This window comes from Roseovarius sp. MMSF_3350 (genome assembly GCF_030733425.1).
Lineage (GTDB): Bacteria > Pseudomonadota > Alphaproteobacteria > Rhodobacterales > Rhodobacteraceae > Roseovarius.
Genome location: NZ_JASHIZ010000027.1, coordinates 19,883 through 40,884, shown reverse-complemented (window position 1 = coordinate 40,884; position 21,002 = coordinate 19,883). Strand labels below are relative to the sequence as shown.

The following is a 21,002-nucleotide window of genomic DNA, read 5'->3' as shown; positions in this document are numbered from 1 at the left end:
TGGCGCGGTTGACGGGGCTCGAACCCGCGACCCCCGGCGTGACAGGCCGGTACTCTAACCAACTGAGCTACAACCGCGCAAAGGTCGTACTATTCTGCAGCAGTGGCGCGGTTGACGGGGCTCGAACCCGCGACCCCCGGCGTGACAGGCCGGTACTCTAACCAACTGAGCTACAACCGCCCGCTGCAGGCCCGGAGGCATGCCCCGAGCGTGAGGTGCTGTTTAGGCGGCGTGGCCCGCCCCGTCAAGCGCTCACCGCGTCAAAAGGTCAGGTTTTTCAAACGCACTGCCAGCAACGGTTTCGCCGCGTTTCGTGACGTTGCGTCAGGCGCGGGAAACAGTGTTTTTCTCCGAAATCACATGCGCAAACGCCAGCGGTTCGGGCTAAATACTTTACTGGTGAACTGTCAATCGCTATTTGACGTGAATGCAATCGACCTCTTATAAGTGACCGACGATCCGTAAAACAGGATTTTGACCCGTGCTTGATTTCCATGACCGCCTGAAAACGTACATCAAGGGTTCGTCTTACGATTACAAAGGCCTGTCGCTCGAGATCGGTCAGGGTGAACGCTACATCTCCAACCTGCTGTCCTCGAAAAGTGACCCGGGCTACTCCAGCGTCGTGAAAATCTGCTCCGCCCTGGGGATCACGCCGAACCAGATCGCGGGTCTCAACGACCAGATCACCCTGGCCGGGGGCGAGGTCGACAATCGGATCGTCACCGCCCAGGCCGAGAGGATCCTGACCTCCGTCACCCGTGAGGCGCACCGCAAGCTGTCGCAACGCGGCGCCCGTCCGCTGCTGGATGACGTCTTGACCTGGTGGCACCAGCAAGCCGGCGTGCTGACGAATTTCGACACGCTCAGCGAACATGTCGATCTCTACCTGGCCCCGGACGAGCACTCCCGCCTGCCCGAGCCCTACAAGATCGGACATCAGAGCCTCGCCGCCGAAAGCTTCGGCATCCAGACGGCAGAGCACCTGCGCTATCTCTTCACCACATTCGACGACAAGCTCTGCGAAAGCGTCCGCCTCGCCCATGTCGAGACCACCAAGGGCGATCCGAAGCTGACGATCGAAGAGATCGACGTCATGCTGCCCGGTCACAGCTTCCCGCTGCGCTTCACCTACAAGCGGCTGCTGCTGCCAGTGCGCGACGCGCAGAACAATAATTACGTGCTCAACTACTCACAAGCTCTCGAGTGAGCCGGCGTAATACGCCATCATGTGCGCCAGATGGTCCGACGACAGCGCCACCAGCCATTCGTTGTCCCCGCGTCCAGGCGGCGCCGGATCGGCCCATTTCGCCACTCCCGGCACCTGTACCGTAAACCCGTATGTCGTGGCGAACCCGGCCATGACGTCGCGGTCGCGCATCATCGCATAGGTCCAGTCCACCGGCCATTTGCTCGCGATACAGCAATGCAGCAGCAACATCAGGTGGCGCAGCCGCTGCCGCGACCCGCGCTGACCCGGGGCCACGAACAGCTCTCCGATGTAGGCCATGCGCCCGTGAAACCCCGGCGGAAGGGCCGTGGTGAACTTCACCAGCGTGTCGCCTGACGGGTGCGGGTAATGCCGGCGCATCGTGCGGCGCATGTAGTCTCCCATGTTCTCGCGGCCGACGTTGTCGTACCGCGTCGCAACCGCGGCAATGAACGTTTCGCCCTCCCAAAGCACCAGCCAGAAGCCCGACGTTTCGGAAAAGTCGTTGTAATGCGCGGACAGCTTCGCGGTGACGCTGGTTTTACCGTGCGCACGGACCAGCTGTTCCACCTCTTCAAAGTCCGTCACCGTCTCGATCCGGTACCCATGCCGGCTCAACCCGTCGATACACGCGCCACCTACCTTGATCAGATCAAGTGAATTCAGCATCTGGCTTTGGATCCCCTGCGCCGACCGTCATCCCCGCGCCAGGTCGGACCTGGCGCACAACATGGTTAACAGCCGTTTATGCAGGTTGGAATGACTCCGATCCTTAAAAACGGCATGTTTCCACTACCGAAACAGTCACGGCACCGCAGGCGGACGGGCAGAATGGTGGGCGGTGAGGGACTCGAACCCCCGGCATCTTCGGTGTAAACGAAGCGCTCTACCAACTGAGCTAACCGCCCCTCGCCGCGTTCCTCTAGCAACAGCTTCGGCGCCTTGCAAGACAGATTGCTCTGCCAATTGCCCTGAGGATCGGGTCCGCAGAACGGAACCACTCGTGCGAAAGCTGTTTTACGGCAACAACGATCTTCAATTGCCTCGAATGCGCAGGAAAAGATTTCCGGACTGTCCACGAAAATGGCTACCTTGCGCTCCAGACCGGCAAGAACCTCTTGAGCATGGCACCGATCCTTTTGACCGCCGCAGTGCCCGCGGCCCTGTTTCTCTCCCTGGCCCTGCTTCCCTACGGGCGCCCGGCCCTGTTGGCTGGGCTGATCGCGGCTGGCGTGCTCTTGTGCCTTTGGCTGGGCCACTATATCGATCTACTGGGGTTCGGGGGACGTGGCGAGGATCGGATGCAAATCCGGGTGTTCCTGATCCTCTTGGCGCTCAGCCTCGCTTGGTTCCTTGCCACATCGCTTCAGGTCATGCGCCGCAGCTTCCCCCGCCACTGGCCGGGCTGGAGCTGGCCCGCAGTCGTCATCATGACGCTGCTGGTAATCAGCTTCGGCATCTGGCGGATGTCGTCACTCTGACAGCGGCCGGCAAAAGGTGGAAAATGGTGGGCGATAGAAGATTCGAACTTCTGACATCTTCGATGTGAACGAAGCGCTCTACCACTGAGCTAATCGCCCGCCGGAGCCGCTGTTTAACGTCCCTTTCGCCCCTGTGCAATAGCAAAGCGGCAGCGGAAACCGGATTGCAGTCCTGCCGCTTCCGATGCCCCCGCATACCGGCGAAAGCGTCAGCTTTCCCCGGACGTTGCCTCGGATTTGCTCTGACGGATCTTGGCAACCGTGACGCGGGCGTTGCCCACGTCTTTCTGCCGGTTGATCTTCACCTTGCCCAAAGGCTTGATGTTCAGCCCGCGCCCTTCCAGAAATGCGTCGCCCAACACGTCCAGCATGGCGTCGACCACCGGTTTGACCTTGTTCTTGTTGAGACCGGCGCGGTCTGCAACGAGTTGAAGGAACTCCGGTTTCTTTATTTCCGTGGACAGGATATCGGCACCGGCGGTTTCGGTGACGATTTCCAGGTCCGGCTTGGACGTTGCCTCCGTATCCTTGGTGGAAGTCCCTGTTTTCGAACTGGTGGAGCTGCGCGATGCCATTCTGGGCCTCTTTCCATGAAATTTTGCCACAAGATACCTGAAACCAGGGCGATTGCTACCGAAGAGTTGACCTTTGGTCAGGTTCGACGCATAAACTTTCGCGATATGAAATAAAGGGATTTCAAAGTGACCAAAATCCTTGTCGCAGCCGCCTTCGCATCGCTTGTTTTCATCGAACCCGCCGTCGCCGGGAACCTGTCGGACCCCGTTCTCGATCAGCAGATCGTCATGGACGCCGCGGTCGAGGATTCCACGGCCAAGGTCGACATATTGATGATAACACTGCTCTACGTCTTCTTCATCGCCGCCGCGGGCGGCGCGTTCTAGGGCCAACCTACACAGGCATCTGCAAATCCTCAGCGTTCGCAGCGCGGAGGGCCATGTTGACCTCGGTCTTCCACCAGCGGCAACGCTGATCGCCTGAAGTTTCGTGCTGTGGAATCAGAAAGGCGCCCGACACTGCGGACGCCTTTCTTGTTTCTGCGTGGCGAGGATCAGTGGGTCACCGCCCCTGCCCCGTCATCACCGGACTTTCGCGCGGCTTCCGCTGCCGCCGCCTCCTCGGCGGCTTCATCCCATTCCACGGGTTCCGGCGCTTCGACCAGGGCGAGCCTGAGCACGTCGCTGACATGTTCGACGGGCACGATTTCCAGACCTTCCTTCACATTGTCCGGAATCTCGGCCAGGTCCTTCTCGTTCTCCTGCGGGATCAGCACCGTCTTAATGCCGCCGCGCAGGGCTGCCAGAAGTTTCTCCTTCAGTCCGCCGATGGCCAGCGCGTTACCGCGCAGCGTAACCTCGCCGGTCATGGCGATATCCTTGCGCACCGGGATCCCGGTCAGCACCGACACGATCGACGTCACCATGGCAAGACCCGCACTGGGGCCATCCTTGGGCGTGGCCCCCTCGGGCACGTGCACGTGGATGTCCCACTTCTCGAACCGCGGCGGTTTGACCCCGATCTGAGGGCTGATCGACCGGACATAGCTTGACGCCGCGTCGATCGATTCCTTCATCACGTCGCCCAGCTTGCCGGTGGTCTTCATCCGACCCTTGCCCGGCAGCCGCAGCGCCTCGATGTTCAGCAGTTCGCCCCCCACCGACGTATAGGCCAGCCCGGTGACGACACCCACCTGGTCCTTCTCCTCGGCAAGGCCATAGCGGAACTTCTTCACGCCCAGGAACTCGTCGATATTCTCCGATGTCACGTCGACGCGCTCGGCCTCTTTCTTGATGATCTTGGTCAGCGCCTTGCGGCAGACCTTGCTGATCTCGCGTTCGAGGTTCCGCACGCCCGCCTCGCGGGTGTAATGCCGGATGATCGCCGTCAACGCAGAGTCGTCCAGGCTGAACTCCTTCTGCTTCAGACCGTGGTTCTTGATCTGCTTGGCCAGAAGGTGCTGCTTGGCGATCTCGCGCTTTTCATCCTCGGTATAGCCCGCCAGCGGAATGATCTCCATCCGGTCCAGCAGCGGCCCCGGCATGTTGTACGAGTTCGCCGTGGTCAGGAACATCACGTTGGACAGGTCGTATTCGACCTCCATGTAATGGTCCACGAACGTCCCGTTCTGCTCGGGGTCCAGAACCTCCAGCATGGCCGACGCCGGGTCGCCCCGGAAATCCTGGCCCATCTTGTCGATCTCGTCGAGCAGGATCAGCGGGTTCGTCGTCTTCGCCTTCTTCAGCGACTGGATGATCTTGCCCGGCATCGAGCCAATGTAGGTCCGGCGGTGACCGCGGATCTCGGATTCGTCGCGCACGCCACCCAGGCTGATGCGGATGAACTCGCGGCCCGTCGCCTTGGCAACCGATTTACCCAAGGACGTCTTGCCCACGCCCGGCGGCCCGACAAGGCACATGATCGGGCCCTTCAGCTTTTTCGAGCGCTGCTGTACCGCAAGGTACTCGACGATCCGCTCTTTCACCTTCTCCAGGCCATAGTGGTCGGTATCCAGGATATCCTGCGCCCGGCCCAGATCCTTCTTCACGCGGGATTTGGTGCCCCACGGAATTGACAGCATCCAGTCCAGGTAGTTGCGCACCACCGTCGCCTCGGCGCTCATCGGGCTCATGTTCTTGAGCTTTTTCAGTTCGCCCTCGGCCTTTTCGCGCGCTTCCTTCGACAGCTTGGTGTTCTCGATGCGCTCTTCCAGCTCGGCAATCTCGCCTTCGCCGTCCTCGCCATCGCCCAGCTCCTTCTGAATGGCCTTCATCTGCTCATTCAGGTAATACTCGCGCTGCGTGCGCTCCATCTGGGACTTCACGCGCGTCTTGATCTTCTTCTCGACCTGCAGAACGCTCATCTCGCCCTGCATCAGGCCGTACACCTTCTCAAGCCGCTCGCTGACGCTCAGCGTCTCCAGCAGCTCCTGCTTCTGCCCCACTTCGATGCCCAGATGCCCCGACACCAGGTCGGCCAGCTTGGCTGCATCCTCGGCCTCGGTCACGGCGGCCAGCGCCTCTTCGGGGATGTTCTTCTTGACCTTCGCATAGCGCGCAAACTCGTCGGACACTGTGCGCAGCAGCGCCTCGATCGTCGCGGCGTCGCCCGGCATCTCGGCCAGGTACTCGGCCCGCGCCTCGAAGAAATTCTCGTTTTCCAGGTACTCGGTGATCTTTACCCGCGCCACGCCCTCGACCAGCACTTTCACCGTGCCGTCGGGCAGTTTCAGCAGCTGCAGCACATTGGCCAGCACGCCGGAATTGTAGATCCCGTTCGCAGCGGGGTCGTCCTCGCCCGGGTCGATCTGGCTCGACAGCAGGATCTGCTTGTCGTCCTGCATCACCTCTTCCAGGGCGCGCACGGATTTGTCGCGGCCCACGAACAGCGGAACGATCATATGGGGGAACACGACGATATCGCGCAGCGGCAGGACCGGGTAAGAGGCGTTGAGAGGTTCTTGCATGCTCGTTTTCCTGTATTGGCAAGAAGGCTCCGGTCCCGACATCGCGGCAACCACCGGCCTTCTCCGTTTCGATAAGGTTAATCTGGGCGCTCACGGTCCAGTTTCAACCTCGGCCCCCTGCGGGCTGAGCCCAACATGCCCCGCACCCCGGACAGGCACAAGCACCAAATATACGCATTGTTAACCGACGCGCCCCGACCACTGGGGGGCGGCGACCCGCTTGAACCGTTCAGCCAAGCAGGCTGGCAGCCAGAAGTGCGACAGAGGCCCAGCTCAGGGTGAAAATCGTAAAAGTCATGTGATCGCGTCCCATCCTGCACGTTTTCGTGATGGCGATAGGTCGCGCCACGTCCTGCTTGGGTTCAGAAAAAAAAACTTAACGGGAATGGGCACGCCGCACGTCATGCGGCCGGCAAGGATCACGTCATGCCGTCAGACGGCGCAAATGTCAGGCCAAAAGGGCAGCAGCGAACAAAGCGACGGTCATCCAGCTAAAGGCAAAGGCAGCATAAGCCATTGAAACACCAAAATAAATACTTTCTACCTTTATAGTATAAGCGAGAATCCGCCGATTCCCCTAATGGTATTTCGCCCTTGGCTGGTAACGATCTGGCGCTCCGATCACTACAATCGCCAAGCGCGGCCTTTCCCTCACAGCGGTGCGATATCGCCCTCGGCGCGCATCGCGTGGAACTCGGCCTCCCATTTGCCGAAACGGCCCTCGGCAATCGCCCCGCGCATCCCGTCCATGATCTCCTGGTAATAATGCAGGTTGTGCCATGTCAGCAGCATCGAGCTGATGATCTCCTGGCTGCGCAACACATGATGCAGATAGGCGCGTGAATAGTTCCGGCACGCCGGACAGGTGCAGGCCTCGTCCAACGGGCGCGGATCGTCCTGGTGGCGCGCGTTCTTGAAGTTCAGAACGCCGCGCCGGGTGAACGCCTGCCCCGTCCGCCCCGACCGCGACGGCAGCACGCAATCCATCATGTCCACCCCGCGCTTCACCGCGCCGACGATGTCGTCCGGCTTGCCCACGCCCATCAGATAGCGCGGCTTGTCATCGGGCAGGTACCCGGTGGCATAGTCCAGCACCCCGAACATCGCCGCCTGCCCCTCGCCCACGGCCAGGCCGCCCACCGCGTAACCGTCGAACCCGATATCCACCAGAGCCTTCGCGCTTTCCTCGCGCAGCTCCTGCGTCACGCCGCCCTGCATGATCCCGAACAGCGCATGCCCGGGCCGATCGCCGAACGCGTCCTTCGACCGCGCCGCCCACCGCATCGACAGGCGCATCGCGCGGGCCACCTCCTCGTCGCTGGCCGGCAGCGCCGGGCATTCGTCGAAACACATCACGATATCGCTGCCCAACAGGCGCTGGATCTCCATCGACCGCTCCGGCGTTAGCTCGTGTTTTGACCCGTCGATATGGCTCTTGAACGTGACCCCCGCCTCGGTCAGCTTGCGCAGCCCCGCCAGGCTCATCACCTGGAAGCCGCCGCTGTCGGTCAGGATCGGGCGGTCCCAGTTCATGAACCGGTGCAAGCCACCCAAGGCGTCGATCCGCTCCGCCGTGGGGCGCAGCATCAGGTGATAGGTATTGCCCAGCAGGATGTCCGCACCCGTCTCGCGCACCGACTCCGGCATCATCGCCTTGACCGTGGCGGCGGTCCCCACCGGCATGAAGGCCGGCGTGCGCACCTCGCCGCGCGGCGTTCTGATCACCCCCGTCCGCGCCTGCCCGTCCACCGCGCCCAGCTCGAATGCAAAGCCCTGCGTCATCTCACCCCGTCCTTTCGTGCTGCACCCTCCATAACGCCTCTGGCGAAAGCTTCAATCCACCCCGCGCACGCGCCCGGCCTTGACCCGGGATAAGTTTTTGAACCAAAACCCGCCGGGCCGGGTTAAGCTGCCAATAAAACGACGGGACACGTGACCAGCCAAATGCCAGCCATCGCCGCCCCGCTGCGCGCTCTTTTCGCCGCGCTGCTGTTCGTCACGTGCCTTGCCCTGCCGGGCGCGGCGCAGGAAGAGCCCTATTTCGAGGTCGATTTCCTCAACCCGGGCCTGCCGGACATGCCCGCGGCGATCGACCGCGACACGCCCCGCGCCACGATGGAAAGCCTGCTCGAACTTCTCGACAACGACCAGTACGGCGCGGCGGCCCATCTTCTGGACCTGACCGACTTTCCCGTCGAACAGCAGGCCAATCGCGGCGCGGAACTCGCGCGCGAACTCAAGACCGTCATCGACCGGCAGATCCTGATCCCGTGGTCCGACCTCTCGGACCGGCCCGATGGCTGGCTCGAAGGCCCGCAGGAAGACCCCGGCACGGGCCGCACCCGCCGGTCGATCCTGCTCAGCACGCTGGAGCTCGACCAGCGCCCCGTGCCGCTGCGGATCAACCGGGTCAGGTCCACCAACGGCGAGGTGGCCTGGGTCATTTCCCGCCAGAGCGTGCGCGACATCCCCGGCCTCTACGACCGGTTCAAGCCGACCGAGCTGGAACTGGCCATGCCGCCCTGGGCGCGCGAACGCGGCCCGTTCGGCATGTATGTCTGGGAATGGCTGATGCTGCCGCTGATCAGCGTTCTGGCGCTTGTCCTGGGCTATCTCGCCTATCGCATCGTCGGCTGGCTGGGCCGGTTCTCCAGCCGCCGCATCGTGCAGTCCATCGTCCGCGCCTTCCGCCTGCCGGCCACGATCATGGTGATCTCCGCCGTAATCGGTTTCGCCACCAATCGCCTGCTGGTGGTCACCGGCCCGATCAGCGTCATCGTCAGTCCGCTCGTCCTCCTGGGATACGTGGTCGCCATCGCCCTGGCCGCCGTGCGGGTCGCCGACGAGATCTTCGACCGCGTCAGCCTCAACAGCCCCGAGGAACTGGCCATTCCCGGCAACGCGCATTACCGCTCGATGGCCACGATGCTGTCGGGCTTCCGCAAGTTCGTCATCATCCTCGCCGTCATCGTCGGCGCGGTCACCCTGCTCAGCTCTGTCCAGGTGTTCAATTCCGTGGGCTACACCCTGCTCGCCGGGGCCGGCGCCATCACCATCGTGCTGGGCTTTGCCGCCCGCGAGGTGCTGGGCAACCTGCTGGCCGCCGTGCAGATCGCGCTCAACCGCTCGGCCCGGATCGGCGACCAGATCATCTTCGAGGATCGCTTCTGCACCGTCGAGCGCATCCACTTCACCTACGTCCAGCTGGCGATCTGGACCGGCAACCGCTTCATCGTGCCGGTCAGCCACTTCGTCAAACACCCGTTCGAGAACCTCTCCGCCGGCGACCGCGAGATGACCCGGCCGATCCGCCTGACCTTTGCCCAGACCGCCGATGTCGCGGCCCTGCGCCAGGCATTCTTCGAGATCATGGACGAGATCGACGATGGCACGCTGGGCTCCAAGGATGACGCCGGCGTCTGGGTCGAGGATCAGGACGTGTTCGGCAAGAAGATCCTCTTCGGTCTGCCAACACCCGATCAGTCCACCTTCTGGCACCTTGAGACCACCTGCCGCGAACGCCTGCTCGCCCGCGCGGCAGAGCTCGAGGCCGAAACCGGCAAGCCCTTCCTGCCGCAGGGCCCGGCGCAGGACTATCCGGACGGCTGATCGCGGGACCCGAAGACCGCCACAAAGACTTGCATTGGCCTGTCACCCGGCCCTAAAACTTCATGACCTGACCGGAGAGACGCCAGATGACCCAAGACCAGATTGTCGAGCTTCTCTCGTCGAACCTGTCCTACATCCTGCTCGCCCTGCTGCTGTTCCTGGTGATCTTCAAGGGCGTCAAGATCGTACCGCAATCCGAACAGCACGTGGTCGAACGCTTCGGCCGCCTGCGCTCGGTGCTGGGACCGGGGATCAACTTCATCGTGCCCTTCCTCGACAAGATCCGGCACCGCGTCTCGATCCTCGAACGCCAGCTGCCCAATGCCAGCCAGGATGCCATCACCCGCGACAACGTGCTGGTCGAGGTGGAAACCTCCGTCTTCTACCGCATCACCAACCCCGAAAAGACCGTCTACCGCATCCGCGATGTGGACGCCGCCATCGCCACCACCGTCGCCGGGATCGTGCGCGCCGAGATCGGCAAGATGGATCTCGACGACGTGCAGGCCAACCGCTCGCAACTGATCGACACGATCAAGCAGCATGTCGAGGACGCCGTCGACAACTGGGGGATCGAGGTCACCCGGGCCGAGATCCTCGACGTCAATCTCGACCAGGCCACGCGCGAGGCGATGCTGCAACAGCTGAACGCCGAACGCGCCCGCCGCGCCCAGGTAACCGAGGCCGAAGGCCGCAAGCGGGCCGTCGAACTGGCCGCCGACGCCGATCTCTACGCCGCCGAGAAAACCGCCGAGGCCCGCCGCATCCAAGCCGACGCCGAGGCCTACGCAACCGGCGTCGTCGCCCGCGCCATCGCCGATAACGGGCTGGAAGCCGCGCAATACCAGGTCGCCCTGAAACAGGTCGAGGCGCTCAACGCCTTGGGCCAAGGCCCGTCATCGCAGACCGTCATCGTGCCCGCCCACGCGGTCGAGGCGTTCGCCAACGCCTTCACCATGCTGAAAGGCAAACCATGATCGACCTGCTGTCGCAGTGGTGGGTCTGGCTCTGCGCCGCGCTGGCCATCGCCATTCTCGAATTGCTGATGCCGGGCTATATCTTTCTCGGCATCGCCGCCGGCGCTGCGGTCATGGCGCTTCTGGTGGCCCTGCTCGGCCCGTTCATGCCGCCGACGCTCATCGCGCTCTTTGCCGGGATCTCGCTGGTCGCATGGCTGATACTGCGTCGCGTCTTTCGGTCGCCCGACGACCAGACCCGCTATTTCGACGAAGACATCAACAAATAGCGTCTTGCACCGCCCCGCGACCGTCACCTTACCGTAACCTTGTGCCGACAGTGATTACGTGGTGAAACTTGCAGTTCCACCGCCGACCGTTCCACAACCAAAAGGCCGCCACATGACAAATTCCGCCGACAGTCCCGAGATCCTGAACTTTGGCTGGGAAGAATGGATTTCCCTGCCCGGATTGGGCGTGCCGGCATTGCGGGCCAAGGTTGACACCGGCGCGCGCACCTCGGCATTGCACGCCTTTGACATCGAAACCTTCGGGCCCTCCTCGAAACCCAAGGTCCGCTTCACCGTGCACCCGATCCCGGGCCGCGATGACCTCGTTATCCCCTGCTCCGCCCCCATCGTCGACCGGCGCGAGGTGGCGTCGTCGAACGGCGAGAAGGAACTGCGCTACGTCATCGAAAGCAAGCTCGAGGTCGCGGGCCAGTCCTGGCCGATCGAGATCACGCTCACCAACCGCTCCACCATGAACAGCCGGATGCTCCTGGGCCGCACGGCGCTCAAGGATCACATCTCGATCGTCGCGACCGACCGCTTCCTTCAGCCCGAACTCAACTACGAGGTCTATCACACCAAGAAAATGCGCGAGGCCCAACCCAACCGCTCCCTGCGCATCGCGGTGCTCTCGCGCGAAGACAACTACTCCACCCGCCGCCTCGTCGAGGAAGGCGAGAAGCGCGGCCATTCCGTCGAGGTCATCAACACCACCCGCTGCTACATGGCGATCAACACGCTGGCGCCCGAGGTGCACTACGACGGCAAGCGCCTGCCCCGCTACGACGCCGTGATCCCGCGCATCGGCGCCTCGATCACCTCCTACGGTGCCGCCGTGGTGCGCCAGTTCGAAACCATCGGCACCTACTGCGTGAACCCCTCCGCCGGTATCTCGTCCAGCCGCGACAAGCTTTACGCGCATCAGCTCATGGCCCGCGCCAAGGTCGGCATGCCCAACACCGCCTTCGCCGCCTCGCCGCAGGACACCGGCAACCTCATCGGCCTCGTCGGCACCGCGCCCCTGATCGTCAAGCTGCTGGAATCGACCCAAGGCAAGGGCGTCGTGCTGGCCGAAACCAAGAAGGCGGCCGAGAGCGTGATCGACGCCTTCCGCGGCCTCAAGGCCAACTTCCTCGTGCAGGATTTCGTCAAGGAGGCGGCGGGCGAGGATATCCGCTGTCTCGTGATCGGCGGCAAGGTCGTGGCCTCGATGAAACGCACCGGGGCCGAGGGCGATTTCCGCTCCAACCTGCACCGCGGCGGCTCGGCCAAGTCGGTGCGCATCACCAAGACCGAGCGCGAAACCGCCCTGCGCGCCGCCCGCGCCTTCGGCCTGGGACTGGCGGGCGTCGACCTTCTGCGCGCCGAGGCCGGGCCCAAGGTGCTCGAGGTCAACTCCTCGCCCGGCATGGAGGGGATCGAGACCTCGACCGGCAAGAACATCGTCGGGATGCTCTACGACGATATCGAGGCCCGCGTGCGCCCCGAACCCGTGCGGCGGCGGCGGTCGACCAGATGATGCGAACGACGCAACGTCACCTCGCGCGCGTTAACCCTTTCGCGCCGCCCGGTGCCGCGCCGCGGCGGTGCACGCCCGGTGCACGCGGGGTGCACGCACGTCACCCCCGCCCAAACCGGCCGATTTCGCGCCGTTAATCCACCGCACGCCCTCTGGACGCGCCGCTCTCGTATCCTTATATATTCAGTCGGATAACCGCACAGGATGTGACATGACCCAGCAGCCAGAACCCCTCGAAGGCGCGCCGCTGATTGCGCCCTCCAGCACGGATCACCCGCTCTACGACCAGATCGTCGAAGCGTGCCGCTCGGTCTATGACCCTGAAATCCCTGTGAATATCTACGACCTCGGCCTGATCTACACGATCGACATCACGCCCCAGAACGAGGTCAGCGTCATCATGACCCTCACCGCACCCGGCTGCCCCGTCGCCGGCGAGATGCCCGGCTGGGTGGCCGAGGCGATCGAGCCGTTAGCCGGTGTTAAACAGGTTGATGTTGATCTTACGTGGGAGCCACCCTGGGGCATGGACATGATGAGCGACGAGGCCCGTCTCGAACTCGGCTTCATGTAGCAAGCAAAAAGACTTGCTTTCGGTTAAAGAAACCTGATACGCTTGCCCCGACTGTCACAAGGGGACATCCGGTGCAATTTGCTGTTCTGACCGGCGATATCGTCAGTTCCAGCGACCTGACGGCGTCACAGCTCGACGCGGCGCTGGACGCCATAAATACTGCCGTCAGCGCCATTGCCAGCTGGCGTAAAGGGCTTGTCACGGGCCACGCCCGCCGCGGTGGCGACAGTTGGCAATGCGCCATCGGCGCCCCTGTTCTGGACCTGCGCGCCGCGCTTTTCATCCGCGCGGCCCTGCGCCGCGAAGGCAAGGCGCTGTCAACGCGGATCGCCATTGCCCGCGGCCCCGGAACCCTGCCCGAGGATGCCGATCCCAACGGGGCCCATGGCCCCGCCTTTACCGCCTCGGGTCGCCTGCTGGCCGATATCTCGAACCACGCGCAGATGGCGCACGCCTCGGGCGGTCTGCTGGCCGCGACGACCCGGCTGGCCGATCATATCAGCCAGGACTGGACCGTCGCCCAGGCCCGCGCGATGCACGCCGCCCTGCCACCCGGCACCGGCCCGCGCGCCGAAATCGCCGAACAGCTCGGCATCACCCGCCAGGCGGTCAACCAGGCGCTCTGGGCTGCCGGTTTCCCCGCCATATCCGACGCGCTCGAGCTCACTGAAAGGGATGAAGATGCAGCTTGATCCACTTTCTCGCGCCCAGAGCAAGCCAATCCGCCTGCCCTGAACCGGAGCCCGCCATGCTCGAGACCTTCACCGCCCTCCTGTTTGCCCACGTGCTGGCGGATTTCGTCCTTCAGACGGACTGGATCCACCGCAACAAGCGCAAAGCCGGCGTCATGCTCCTGCATGGGGCGGTGGTTCTCGTGACCGCTCAGGCGGCGCTGGGCCAGGTGGCGACGCCGGAGTTGGTTGCCCTTGCCGTGGTCCATCTCGCCATCGACTGTCTCAAGACCTATACACGCGCCACCGGCCTGACCGCCTTCCTCGTCGATCAGGCGGCACATCTCGCCACGCTCGCGGCCCTTGCGATCTGGGCCCCGAACCTGTGGTCGGAGAGCATTTACGCCGCGCAACTCTCGCCCCCGGCGCAGGTCGCCCTGTTGCACGCCATGGCATTGCTAGCCGGCCTGATCATCACGCTGCGCGCGGGCGATTTCGCCGTCCAGCACCTGATGGACAGTCACCCGGCCGTCGCCCCGCCGGGCACTGGCGACACCGAACCGGGCCCGCGCGACACCGGCCTGCCCGGGGCCGGCAAGACCATCGGTCACCTCGAACGCCTGCTGATCTTCGTCTTCATCCTCGGCGGCCAGTTCGCGGCGATCGGATTTCTCGTCGCCGCCAAGTCCATCCTGCGCTTCGGCACGGTCTCCAACGACCGGCGTGCGACCGAATACGTCATCATCGGCACGCTGGCCTCCTTCGGCTGGGCCATTGGCGCCACGCTGTGTACGCAGGCGTTGATCGGCGCGCTTCCGGCTCTTGAGATCGGGGCCGCGAAGCCCTAGATTTATCGCAGGACAAAGGAAAAGGCACATGTTCGGAATTCCAGGCAAACAGGCGGTCACGATGACCCCGAAGGCGGCCTCCATGATTGCCCGCCTGATGGAGAAAGACGGCCATCAGGGTCTGCGCATCGGCGTCAAGAAAGGCGGCTGTGCGGGCATGGAATACACCATGGATTACGTGACCGAGGTCGACCCCAACGACGAGGTCGTCGAACAGGAAGGGGCGCGCGTCATGATCGCCCCCATGGCCCAGATGTTCCTTTTCGGGACCGAGATCGACTACCAGACCTCGCTTCTTGAATCGGGATTCGTCTTCAACAATCCGAACGTCACCGAGGCCTGCGGCTGCGGCGAGTCGATCAAGTTCGAAAACATGTAGCCGTTGCCCCGCCGGGCCCGAGCCGCTACCAATTCGGTCAATTAACCCGGAGGTAACGGATGGCGCGCAAACTGGCGGCAGGTAATTGGAAAATGAACGGCACACGCGGTGCCTTGGATGAACTTTCTGCGCTTGCAAAGGCGCATCCCGATCCGTCCGTCGATATTCTGATATGCCCGCCTGCCACGCTGATCCGGACAGCGGCGTCGCTGGTGGATGGCGGTCCGCTACTGATCGGGGGTCAGGATTGCCACGCGCAGGTTTCCGGCGCCCATACCGGCGACATCTCCGCCGACATGCTGGCGGACGCCGGGGCAACCCACGTCATCCTCGGCCATTCAGAGCGGCGCGAGGACCATGGCGAGAGCAGCGACGACGTCAACGCCAAGGCGAGGGCCGCGCATGCCTCGGGCCTCGTCGCCATCGTCTGCGTGGGCGAGTCGCTGGCGCAGCGCGAGGCGTCGAACACGCTCGATATCATCGGCGGGCAACTGGCCAGCTCCCTGCCCGACGGCTGCACCGCCGCCAACACGGTCATCGCCTATGAACCCATCTGGGCCATCGGCACCGGCAAGGTCCCCTCTACCGCGCAAATCGACGAAGTACACGATTTCATCCGCGCCCGCATGATCCGCCGCTTCGGTCAGGCCGAGGGCGCCGCCATCCCCTTGCTCTATGGCGGATCAGTGAAGCCCGACAATGCCGCCGAGATCTTTGCCACCGACAACGTGGATGGCGCCCTCGTCGGCGGCGCAAGCCTGAAGGCCGCCGATTTTTCCCCTATTATCAAGGCTCTGGAAGGCCTGTTTAGGCGTGCAGCGGCAGCATCGTCGTCGACTTGATCTCTTCCATCGACAACAGCGCCGTCACGTTATGCACCTTCACCTCTGAAATCAGCGCCTGGTAAAAGATGTCGTAGGCGCGCGCGTTGCTGACCACGACCTTCAGGATGTAGTCGATATCGCCCGCCAGCCGGTGCGCCTCCATCACCTCCGGCCGTGTTCTCAGCGCATTCAGAAACCTGTCCTGCCACTCCTTGTCATGCTCTGACGTGCGGATCAGGACAAAGAAACAGGCCTCCAGCCCAAGGGCTTCGGGATCCAGCAGGAAGGTCTGCTGCCGGATCACGCCGCCCTCGCGCATTTTCCGAATCCGGTTCCACACCGGCGTCTTCGAACTGCCCACGGACTTGGCGATATCGTCCAGCGACTGCCCCCCATCCTTTTGCAGTTCCAAAAGGATTTTCCGATCCAGATCATCGAGACGAACGGGCATTCCACATTTTCCCTTTTCCCGGAACATTCCGCATCGGGCGCTTTCGAATTGGAACGCGTGTCCTTATTCGCGCCATCAGGTGGCGCAATGCCGGGAATATTTTCTATATATTTGGGTAAGTCAATCGCAGCCGGAGGCGTGCCCCGTGAAACATTTTCCCATCTTCGTCGCGCTCGAAGGGCGCCGCGTGGTCCTTTCGGGCGGTGGTGACGCAGCGCTCGCCAAGCTGCGCCTGCTGCTGAAGACCGAAGCGCAGATCACGGTCTTCGCGCCCGCTCCCGCGCAAGAGATCGAAGACTGGCACACCGCCGGCAAGCTTCGCCTCGTGCGCCGCGCGATGGAACCCGGCGACACCACCTGCGCCGTGCTGTTTTACGCCGCGGACGAGGACGAGGCCGAGGATGCCCGCACCTCCGCCATCGCCCGCGCCGATGGCGCGCTGGTGAACATCGTCGACAACCTGCAGGACAGTGCCTTCATCACGCCGGCCATCGTCGATCGCGACCCGGTGACCGTCGCCATCGGCACCGAGGGCGCAGCCCCCGTTCTGGCCCGCGCGATCAAGGCCGATCTGGAAGAGCGTCTGCCCGCCACGCTGGGCACCCTGGCGCGCATCGGCAAGGCCTTCCGCAAGACGGTCGAGGTTCTGCCCATGGGCCGCAAGCGCCGTGATTTCTGGTCGGAGTACTATTTCGACGCTGGCCCCCGCGCGATGGACGAAGGCGGCGAAGACGCGGTCACCAATGCCCTGCCCGCCCTGCTGGATGCCCATGTGAAGGCCGAGGAGCGCCAGGGCCACGTGGCCTTTGTCGGCGCCGGCCCCGGTGACCCGGAGCTGCTGACCCTCAAGGCCCGCAAGGCGCTCGACGCCGCCGACGTGGTGATCCACGACCGGCTGGTCACGCCCGAAATCCTTGAACTTGCCCGCCGCGAAGCGACGCTGATCGACGCCGGCAAAACCGGCTTCGGCCCTTCGATGTCGCAGGAGGATATCAACGCGCTGATCGTCGAACACGCCGCCACCGGCGCGCAGGTGGTGCGCTTGAAAGGTGGCGATCCGACCGTCTTCGGGCGGCTGGACGAGGAAATTGACGCCGTGGAGGCTGCCGGGATCGGCTGGCACATCGTGCCTGGGATCACTGCCGCCTCCGCCGGTGTCGCCTCGATCGGTCAAAGCCTGACCAAACGCCAGCGCAACGCTGCCGTCCGTTTTGTCACCGGCCACGACATGAAAGGCTACGCCGAGCAGGACTGGGCTGCCCTCGCTCAACCCAATGAGGTGGCCGCGATCTATATGGGCAAGAAATCCAGCCGGTTCATCCAAGGCCGCCTGCTGATGCACGGCGCCGACCGCGCCACCCCGGTCAGCATCGTCGAGAACGCCTCGCGTCCCGAACAGCGCATCGTCGCCACCACCGTGGCCCGCATGGCGCAGGACCTGGAAGCGGCCGATCTGGCCGGCCCCGCGCTCACCTTCATCGGTCTGGCACCCCGTGCCGCCGAAGCAAACCTTCCCCTTTCGACGCAGGAGTTCGCCTGATGCCCAGAGAATTCACCCCAAAGGTCGTCACCGCCAACGCGCTGCTGGAAGGAGACGTCGTCTATCAGACCGCCGATGACCGCTGGTCGCGGCACCTTTCCGAGGCTGAACTGATCAGCGACGAAGCACTCGCCAAGCTGCGGCTGGCACAGGCCGAAGGGCAGCCCGAACTGGTCGTCGGGGCCTACCTGGCCGATGCCAAACCTTCTGACGGCGGCCCGCAGCCGACGCATTTCCGCGAGGAATTCCGCCGCACCGGTCCGTCCAACTATCACCATGGCAAACAAGCCGAGGTAAACTGATGTATTCCTATTCCGAATTCGACGCGGCCTTCGTGGCCGAGCGCAACCGCCAGTTCCGCGCCCAGGTCGAGCGCCGCATCGCCGGCAACCTAACCGAGGACGAGTTCAAGCCGCTGCGCCTGATGAATGGCCTCTACCTGCAACTGCACGCCTACATGCTGCGCGTGGCCATCCCCTATGGTACGATCAACTCGCGCCAGATGCGCCAGCTGGCCCATATCGCCGAGACATGGGACAAGGGGTACGGCCATTTCACCACGCGCCAGAACATCCAGTTCAACTGGCCTGAACTGCGCGACGTGCCGGAAATCCTCGACGCACTGGCCGAGGTCGAGATGCATGCCATCCAGACCTCCGGCAACACCATCCGCAACGTGACCGCCGACCATTTCGCCGGCGCCGCCGAGGACGAGATCGCCGATCCGCGTCCGGTGGCCGAACTCTTGCGGCAATGGTCCACCGACCACCCGGAATTCCAGTTCCTGCCGCGAAAGTTCAAGATCGCCGTTACCGGCAGCCCGAACGACCGCGCCGTGATCAAGGCGCACGATATCGGCATCCAGATCGTCGAGCGTGATGGCGAGATCGGCTACCGCGTTCTCGTCGGCGGCGGCCTTGGTCGGACGCCGATGATCGGCAAGGTCCTGTCCGATTTCGTCAGCCAGGAAGACCTGCTGCCCTATATCGAGGCCACGGTCAGCGTCTGGAACCTGCTGGGGCGGCGTGACAACAAGTACAAGTCGCGCATCAAGATCACCGTGCACGAGCATGGCATCGACGACATCCGCGCCCGGGTGGAAGAGCGGTTCGAGGTCATCCGCCCCTCGTTTTCCGGCATCGACGTCGCGCTGTTTGAGGAGATCAAGGCTGCCTTCGCCCCGCCCGCCTTTCGGCAGGACGGCACCGAGGTTTACGAGACCACCTACAAGACCGACCCGATCTTCCGGTCCTGGGCGGACACGAACCTTGTCGCTCACAAGGCGCCGGGATATTCAATCGTCCAGATCAGCCTCAAGGCCCACGGCGCAACGCCCGGAGACGCCTCCGCGGACCAGATGCGGGTAATGGCCGACCTTGCCGAATTCTACGGCCACGACGAGCTGCGCATCAGCCACGAGCAGAACGTGATCCTGCCGCATGTGCACAAATCCCACCTGCCCGCGCTGCACGCCATTCTGAAAAAGCACGGTCTGGCCACTGCGAATATCGGCCTGATCTCGGACATCATCGCGTGCCCGGGCATGGACTACTGCGCGCTGGCCACGGCGCGGTCCATCCCGATCGCCCAGCAGATCGCGACCCGCTTCGACGAGCTGAAGCTGGAGCACGATATTGGCGAGCTGAAGATCAAGATCTCGGGCTGCATCAACGCCTGCGGCCACCACCACGTCGGCCATATCGGCATCCTCGGGCTCGACCGTGCGGGCGTTGAGAACTACCAGATCACGCTGGGCGGCGACCACACCCAGGACGCGGCCCTCGGAGAACGCACCGGCCCCGGTTTTTCGGCGGACGAGATCATCCCGGCGGTTGAGCGGATCGTCGAGGCTTACCTGGATCAGCGGCAGGATCGGGACGAGACGTTCCTGCAATTCTACCGCCGCGCCGGCATGGCGCCGTTCAAGACCGCCCTCTATGAGCAGGACAAGGCCTATGCTGCAGAGTAAGATCGACACCAGCCTGCCGACCCGCGTCTCGGGCCTGAACGAGTGGTATCGTCTGAACTCCGCGACCGCCGTCCTGCGTCATGCGTTGGCCAGCCCCGAGGCCGGGAAACTGGCACTTGTATCCAGCTTCGGCGCGGAATCCGTGGTGCTCTTGCACATGATCTCGGTGCTGAAACGCGACACACCGGTGATCTTTCTCAACACCGAGATGCTCTTTGCCGAAACGCTGGTTTATCAGCAGGAACTGGCCGAGCGCCTTGGCCTGAAGGATCTGCGCATCATTCGCCCCGACGCGGACTCGGTGTCCGAGCACGACCCGGACGGAGACCTGCACCAATCCGACACCGACGCCTGCTGCACCCTGCGCAAGACCGTGCCGCTGCAACGCGCGCTGCAAGGCTTTGACGGCTGGATCACCGGTCGCAAACGCTATCACGGCGGCGACCGGGCCGCGCTCGACTTCTTCGAGACCGAAGAGGCCACGGGCCGGATGAAGGTCAATCCGCTGGCGCATTGGACGCGTCAGGACGTGCAGACCTACATGGAAGAAAATCGCCTGCCCCGGCATCCGCTGGTGGCCCAGGGCTATCCGTCCATCGGATGCGCACCCTGCACCAGCCGGGTGTCCGCCGGTGAGGACGCGCGGGCGGGCCGCTGGCGCGGAACGGACAAGTCCGAATGCGGCATTCATTTCGTCAACGGAAAACCCGTCAGAACAGGAGAAACGGCATGAGCGTTATCGTGACCGATCAAGGCTTTACAAGCGACGACTGGGACGGCCCCATCGCCGCACTGAATGATGCGCATCCGGGTTGTGCCATCGACCTTGCGTCCAGCAACGATCCCAACGAACTGGCTGGGCGGATCGCGGACATCCCGATGATCCGTGTCGATTTTCCCAGCTTTTCCGACGGGCGCGGTTTTACCATCGCGCGGCAGTTGCGTCTGATGGGCTTCAAGGGGCGCCTGCGGGCCCGGGGCCATGTGATTGCCGATCAATACGCAATGGCGCGCCGGTCAGGCTTTGACGAGGTGGAAATCTCTGACGATCTGGCTGAACGCCAGCCCGAGGACCAATGGCTGTTTCGTGCGAACTGGCAGTCGCATGACTACCAGTCGCGCCTGCGCGGGGCTGGACGCGGCAAAATTCCCGCCGAATGACCCCTGTCATCTGACCTGAAACAAAGTATACGAGGAGAC

At 63.5% G+C, this 21,002-nt stretch carries 22 protein-coding genes and 4 tRNA genes; 17 read left to right on the top strand and 9 right to left on the bottom strand.

Features of this window, described 5'->3' with window-relative positions; translation table 11 throughout:
- A tRNA-Asp gene (locus tag RBB31_RS19405) sits at window positions 1-77 on the bottom strand.
- Window positions 78-103: 26 nt separating this feature from the next.
- Window positions 104-180 (bottom strand) — tRNA-Asp (locus tag RBB31_RS19400).
- Window positions 181-481: 301 nt separating this feature from the next.
- Between RBB31_RS19400 and RBB31_RS19395 the strand changes: the two genes are divergently transcribed.
- Window positions 482-1,210 carry a hypothetical protein gene (locus RBB31_RS19395; RefSeq protein WP_306130899.1) on the top strand — a complete coding sequence of 243 codons (729 nt, stop codon included), beginning with the start codon at window positions 482-484 and terminating at the stop codon, window positions 1,208-1,210.
- On the opposite strand, the gene RBB31_RS19390 is transcribed toward RBB31_RS19395, so the two are convergent.
- Entirely contained in the window at window positions 1,193-1,879 is a 687-nt protein-coding gene (locus tag RBB31_RS19390) for a hypothetical protein (protein ID WP_306130898.1), read from the bottom strand. The two genes, RBB31_RS19395 and RBB31_RS19390, sit on opposite strands and share 18 nt — an antisense overlap.
- Window positions 1,880-2,042: 163 nt before the next feature.
- Window positions 2,043-2,118 (bottom strand) — tRNA-Val (locus RBB31_RS19385).
- Between the two features lie 216 nt (window positions 2,119-2,334).
- On the opposite strand from RBB31_RS19385, the gene RBB31_RS19380 reads away from it, so the two are divergent.
- Complete coding sequence (locus RBB31_RS19380; RefSeq protein WP_306130897.1) at window positions 2,335-2,691, top strand: hypothetical protein; 357 nt, start codon at window positions 2,335-2,337, stop codon at window positions 2,689-2,691.
- Between the two features lie 24 nt (window positions 2,692-2,715).
- Here the strand turns inward: RBB31_RS19380 and RBB31_RS19375 are convergent.
- Window positions 2,716-2,790 (bottom strand) — tRNA-Val (locus RBB31_RS19375).
- A 110-nt stretch (window positions 2,791-2,900) separates the two neighbouring features.
- Entirely contained in the window at window positions 2,901-3,266 is a 366-nt protein-coding gene (locus tag RBB31_RS19370) for an HU family DNA-binding protein (RefSeq protein ID WP_306130896.1), read from the bottom strand.
- 126 nt (window positions 3,267-3,392) lie between these two features.
- Here RBB31_RS19370 and RBB31_RS19365 point away from each other — a divergent pair, with 126 nt between their 5' ends.
- Window positions 3,393-3,593 carry a hypothetical protein gene (locus tag RBB31_RS19365; protein WP_306130895.1) on the top strand — a complete coding sequence of 67 codons (201 nt, stop codon included), beginning with the start codon at window positions 3,393-3,395 and terminating at the stop codon, window positions 3,591-3,593.
- A gap of 167 nt (window positions 3,594-3,760) precedes the next feature.
- Here RBB31_RS19365 and lon read toward each other — a convergent pair whose 3' ends face one another.
- Both lon and tgt read right to left on the bottom strand, forming a co-directional pair.
- Complete coding sequence (gene lon / locus RBB31_RS19360) at window positions 3,761-6,172, bottom strand: endopeptidase La (protein ID WP_306130894.1); 2,412 nt, start codon at window positions 6,170-6,172, stop codon at window positions 3,761-3,763.
- A gap of 651 nt (window positions 6,173-6,823) precedes the next feature.
- Complete coding sequence (tgt, locus tag RBB31_RS19355; RefSeq protein WP_306130893.1) at window positions 6,824-7,954, bottom strand: tRNA guanosine(34) transglycosylase Tgt; 1,131 nt, start codon at window positions 7,952-7,954, stop codon at window positions 6,824-6,826.
- Window positions 7,955-8,116: 162 nt separating this feature from the next.
- Here tgt and RBB31_RS19350 point away from each other — a divergent pair, with 162 nt between their 5' ends.
- The 9 genes from RBB31_RS19350 to tpiA all read left to right on the top strand — a co-directional run bounded on the left by RBB31_RS19350 (window position 8,117) and on the right by tpiA (window position 15,860).
- Window positions 8,117-9,781: a mechanosensitive ion channel family protein gene (locus RBB31_RS19350; protein ID WP_306130892.1), complete on the top strand. Its 1,665-nt coding sequence runs from the start codon at window positions 8,117-8,119 to the stop codon at window positions 9,779-9,781.
- Window positions 9,782-9,867: 86 nt separating this feature from the next.
- Window positions 9,868-10,758, top strand: coding sequence for an SPFH domain-containing protein (locus tag RBB31_RS19345; RefSeq protein WP_306130891.1), 891 nt, complete (start codon window positions 9,868-9,870; stop codon window positions 10,756-10,758).
- Window positions 10,755-11,027 (top strand): NfeD family protein, encoded by a 273-nt coding sequence (locus RBB31_RS19340; protein ID WP_306130890.1) that lies wholly within the window; start codon window positions 10,755-10,757, stop codon window positions 11,025-11,027. Before RBB31_RS19345 ends, RBB31_RS19340 begins: the two co-directional genes overlap by 4 nt.
- A 112-nt stretch (window positions 11,028-11,139) precedes the next feature.
- Window positions 11,140-12,546 carry a 30S ribosomal protein S6--L-glutamate ligase gene (gene rimK, locus RBB31_RS19335; RefSeq protein WP_306130889.1) on the top strand — a complete coding sequence of 469 codons (1,407 nt, stop codon included), beginning with the start codon at window positions 11,140-11,142 and terminating at the stop codon, window positions 12,544-12,546.
- Window positions 12,547-12,757: 211 nt separating this feature from the next.
- Window positions 12,758-13,120: an SUF system Fe-S cluster assembly protein gene (locus RBB31_RS19330; RefSeq protein ID WP_057794000.1), complete on the top strand. Its 363-nt coding sequence runs from the start codon at window positions 12,758-12,760 to the stop codon at window positions 13,118-13,120.
- 71 nt (window positions 13,121-13,191) lie between these two features.
- Complete coding sequence (locus tag RBB31_RS19325; protein ID WP_306130888.1) at window positions 13,192-13,812, top strand: MarR family transcriptional regulator; 621 nt, start codon at window positions 13,192-13,194, stop codon at window positions 13,810-13,812.
- A 56-nt stretch (window positions 13,813-13,868) separates the two neighbouring features.
- Window positions 13,869-14,639: a DUF3307 domain-containing protein gene (locus RBB31_RS19320; protein WP_306130887.1), complete on the top strand. Its 771-nt coding sequence runs from the start codon at window positions 13,869-13,871 to the stop codon at window positions 14,637-14,639.
- A 28-nt stretch (window positions 14,640-14,667) separates the two neighbouring features.
- Window positions 14,668-15,018, top strand: a complete 351-nt coding sequence (locus RBB31_RS19315) for an iron-sulfur cluster assembly accessory protein (RefSeq protein ID WP_306130886.1) — start codon at window positions 14,668-14,670, stop codon at window positions 15,016-15,018.
- Between the two features lie 59 nt (window positions 15,019-15,077).
- Window positions 15,078-15,860: a triose-phosphate isomerase gene (gene tpiA, locus RBB31_RS19310; protein ID WP_306130885.1), complete on the top strand. Its 783-nt coding sequence runs from the start codon at window positions 15,078-15,080 to the stop codon at window positions 15,858-15,860.
- Here tpiA and RBB31_RS19305 read toward each other — a convergent pair.
- Entirely contained in the window at window positions 15,826-16,293 is a 468-nt protein-coding gene (locus RBB31_RS19305) for an Lrp/AsnC family transcriptional regulator (RefSeq protein WP_306130884.1), read from the bottom strand. The two genes, tpiA and RBB31_RS19305, sit on opposite strands and share 35 nt — an antisense overlap.
- A 145-nt stretch (window positions 16,294-16,438) precedes the next feature.
- On the opposite strand from RBB31_RS19305, the gene cysG reads away from it, so the two are divergent.
- The 5 genes from cysG to RBB31_RS19280 are packed head-to-tail and all read left to right on the top strand — an operon-like array spanning window position 16,439 to window position 20,963.
- A complete protein-coding gene (gene cysG, locus RBB31_RS19300; RefSeq protein ID WP_306130883.1) occupies window positions 16,439-17,833 on the top strand; it encodes a siroheme synthase CysG in 1,395 nt (464 codons plus the stop codon).
- Window positions 17,833-18,135, top strand: coding sequence for a DUF2849 domain-containing protein (locus RBB31_RS19295; protein WP_306130882.1), 303 nt, complete (start codon window positions 17,833-17,835; stop codon window positions 18,133-18,135). Before cysG ends, RBB31_RS19295 begins: the two co-directional genes overlap by 1 nt.
- Complete coding sequence (locus tag RBB31_RS19290) at window positions 18,135-19,802, top strand: nitrite/sulfite reductase (RefSeq protein ID WP_306130881.1); 1,668 nt, start codon at window positions 18,135-18,137, stop codon at window positions 19,800-19,802. Before RBB31_RS19295 ends, RBB31_RS19290 begins: the two co-directional genes overlap by 1 nt.
- Window positions 19,789-20,535 carry a phosphoadenylyl-sulfate reductase gene (locus tag RBB31_RS19285; RefSeq protein WP_306130880.1) on the top strand — a complete coding sequence of 249 codons (747 nt, stop codon included), beginning with the start codon at window positions 19,789-19,791 and terminating at the stop codon, window positions 20,533-20,535. Before RBB31_RS19290 ends, RBB31_RS19285 begins: the two co-directional genes overlap by 14 nt.
- Window positions 20,532-20,963 (top strand): DUF934 domain-containing protein, encoded by a 432-nt coding sequence (locus tag RBB31_RS19280; protein ID WP_306130879.1) that lies wholly within the window; start codon window positions 20,532-20,534, stop codon window positions 20,961-20,963. The genes RBB31_RS19285 and RBB31_RS19280 overlap by 4 nt, the downstream gene beginning before the upstream one ends.
- Window positions 20,964-21,002 lie beyond the last annotated feature (39 nt).

Bases quoted from the DNA above. Each gene is read 5' to 3' on its own strand.
- RBB31_RS19390 (WP_306130898.1), bottom strand. From the start codon at position 1,879: ATGCTGAATTCACTTGATCTGATCAAGGTAGGTGGCGCGTGTATCGAC.
- RBB31_RS19320 (WP_306130887.1), top strand. From the start codon at position 13,869: ATGCTCGAGACCTTCACCGCCCTCCTGTTTGCCCACGTGCTGGCGGAT.
- rimK (WP_306130889.1), top strand. From the start codon at position 11,140: ATGACAAATTCCGCCGACAGTCCCGAGATCCTGAACTTTGGCTGGGAA.
- RBB31_RS19380 (WP_306130897.1), top strand. From the start codon at position 2,335: ATGGCACCGATCCTTTTGACCGCCGCAGTGCCCGCGGCCCTGTTTCTC.
- tgt (WP_306130893.1), bottom strand. From the start codon at position 7,954: ATGACGCAGGGCTTTGCATTCGAGCTGGGCGCGGTGGACGGGCAGGCG.
- RBB31_RS19315 (WP_306130886.1), top strand. From the start codon at position 14,668: ATGTTCGGAATTCCAGGCAAACAGGCGGTCACGATGACCCCGAAGGCG.
- tpiA (WP_306130885.1), top strand. From the start codon at position 15,078: ATGGCGCGCAAACTGGCGGCAGGTAATTGGAAAATGAACGGCACACGC.
- RBB31_RS19295 (WP_306130882.1), top strand. From the start codon at position 17,833: ATGCCCAGAGAATTCACCCCAAAGGTCGTCACCGCCAACGCGCTGCTG.
- RBB31_RS19290 (WP_306130881.1), top strand. From the start codon at position 18,135: ATGTATTCCTATTCCGAATTCGACGCGGCCTTCGTGGCCGAGCGCAAC.
- lon (WP_306130894.1), bottom strand. From the start codon at position 6,172: ATGCAAGAACCTCTCAACGCCTCTTACCCGGTCCTGCCGCTGCGCGAT.
- RBB31_RS19345 (WP_306130891.1), top strand. From the start codon at position 9,868: ATGACCCAAGACCAGATTGTCGAGCTTCTCTCGTCGAACCTGTCCTAC.
- RBB31_RS19280 (WP_306130879.1), top strand. From the start codon at position 20,532: ATGAGCGTTATCGTGACCGATCAAGGCTTTACAAGCGACGACTGGGAC.
- RBB31_RS19340 (WP_306130890.1), top strand. From the start codon at position 10,755: ATGATCGACCTGCTGTCGCAGTGGTGGGTCTGGCTCTGCGCCGCGCTG.
- RBB31_RS19350 (WP_306130892.1), top strand. From the start codon at position 8,117: ATGCCAGCCATCGCCGCCCCGCTGCGCGCTCTTTTCGCCGCGCTGCTG.
- RBB31_RS19285 (WP_306130880.1), top strand. From the start codon at position 19,789: ATGCTGCAGAGTAAGATCGACACCAGCCTGCCGACCCGCGTCTCGGGC.
- RBB31_RS19330 (WP_057794000.1), top strand. From the start codon at position 12,758: ATGACCCAGCAGCCAGAACCCCTCGAAGGCGCGCCGCTGATTGCGCCC.
- RBB31_RS19305 (WP_306130884.1), bottom strand. From the start codon at position 16,293: ATGCCCGTTCGTCTCGATGATCTGGATCGGAAAATCCTTTTGGAACTG.
- RBB31_RS19370 (WP_306130896.1), bottom strand. From the start codon at position 3,266: ATGGCATCGCGCAGCTCCACCAGTTCGAAAACAGGGACTTCCACCAAG.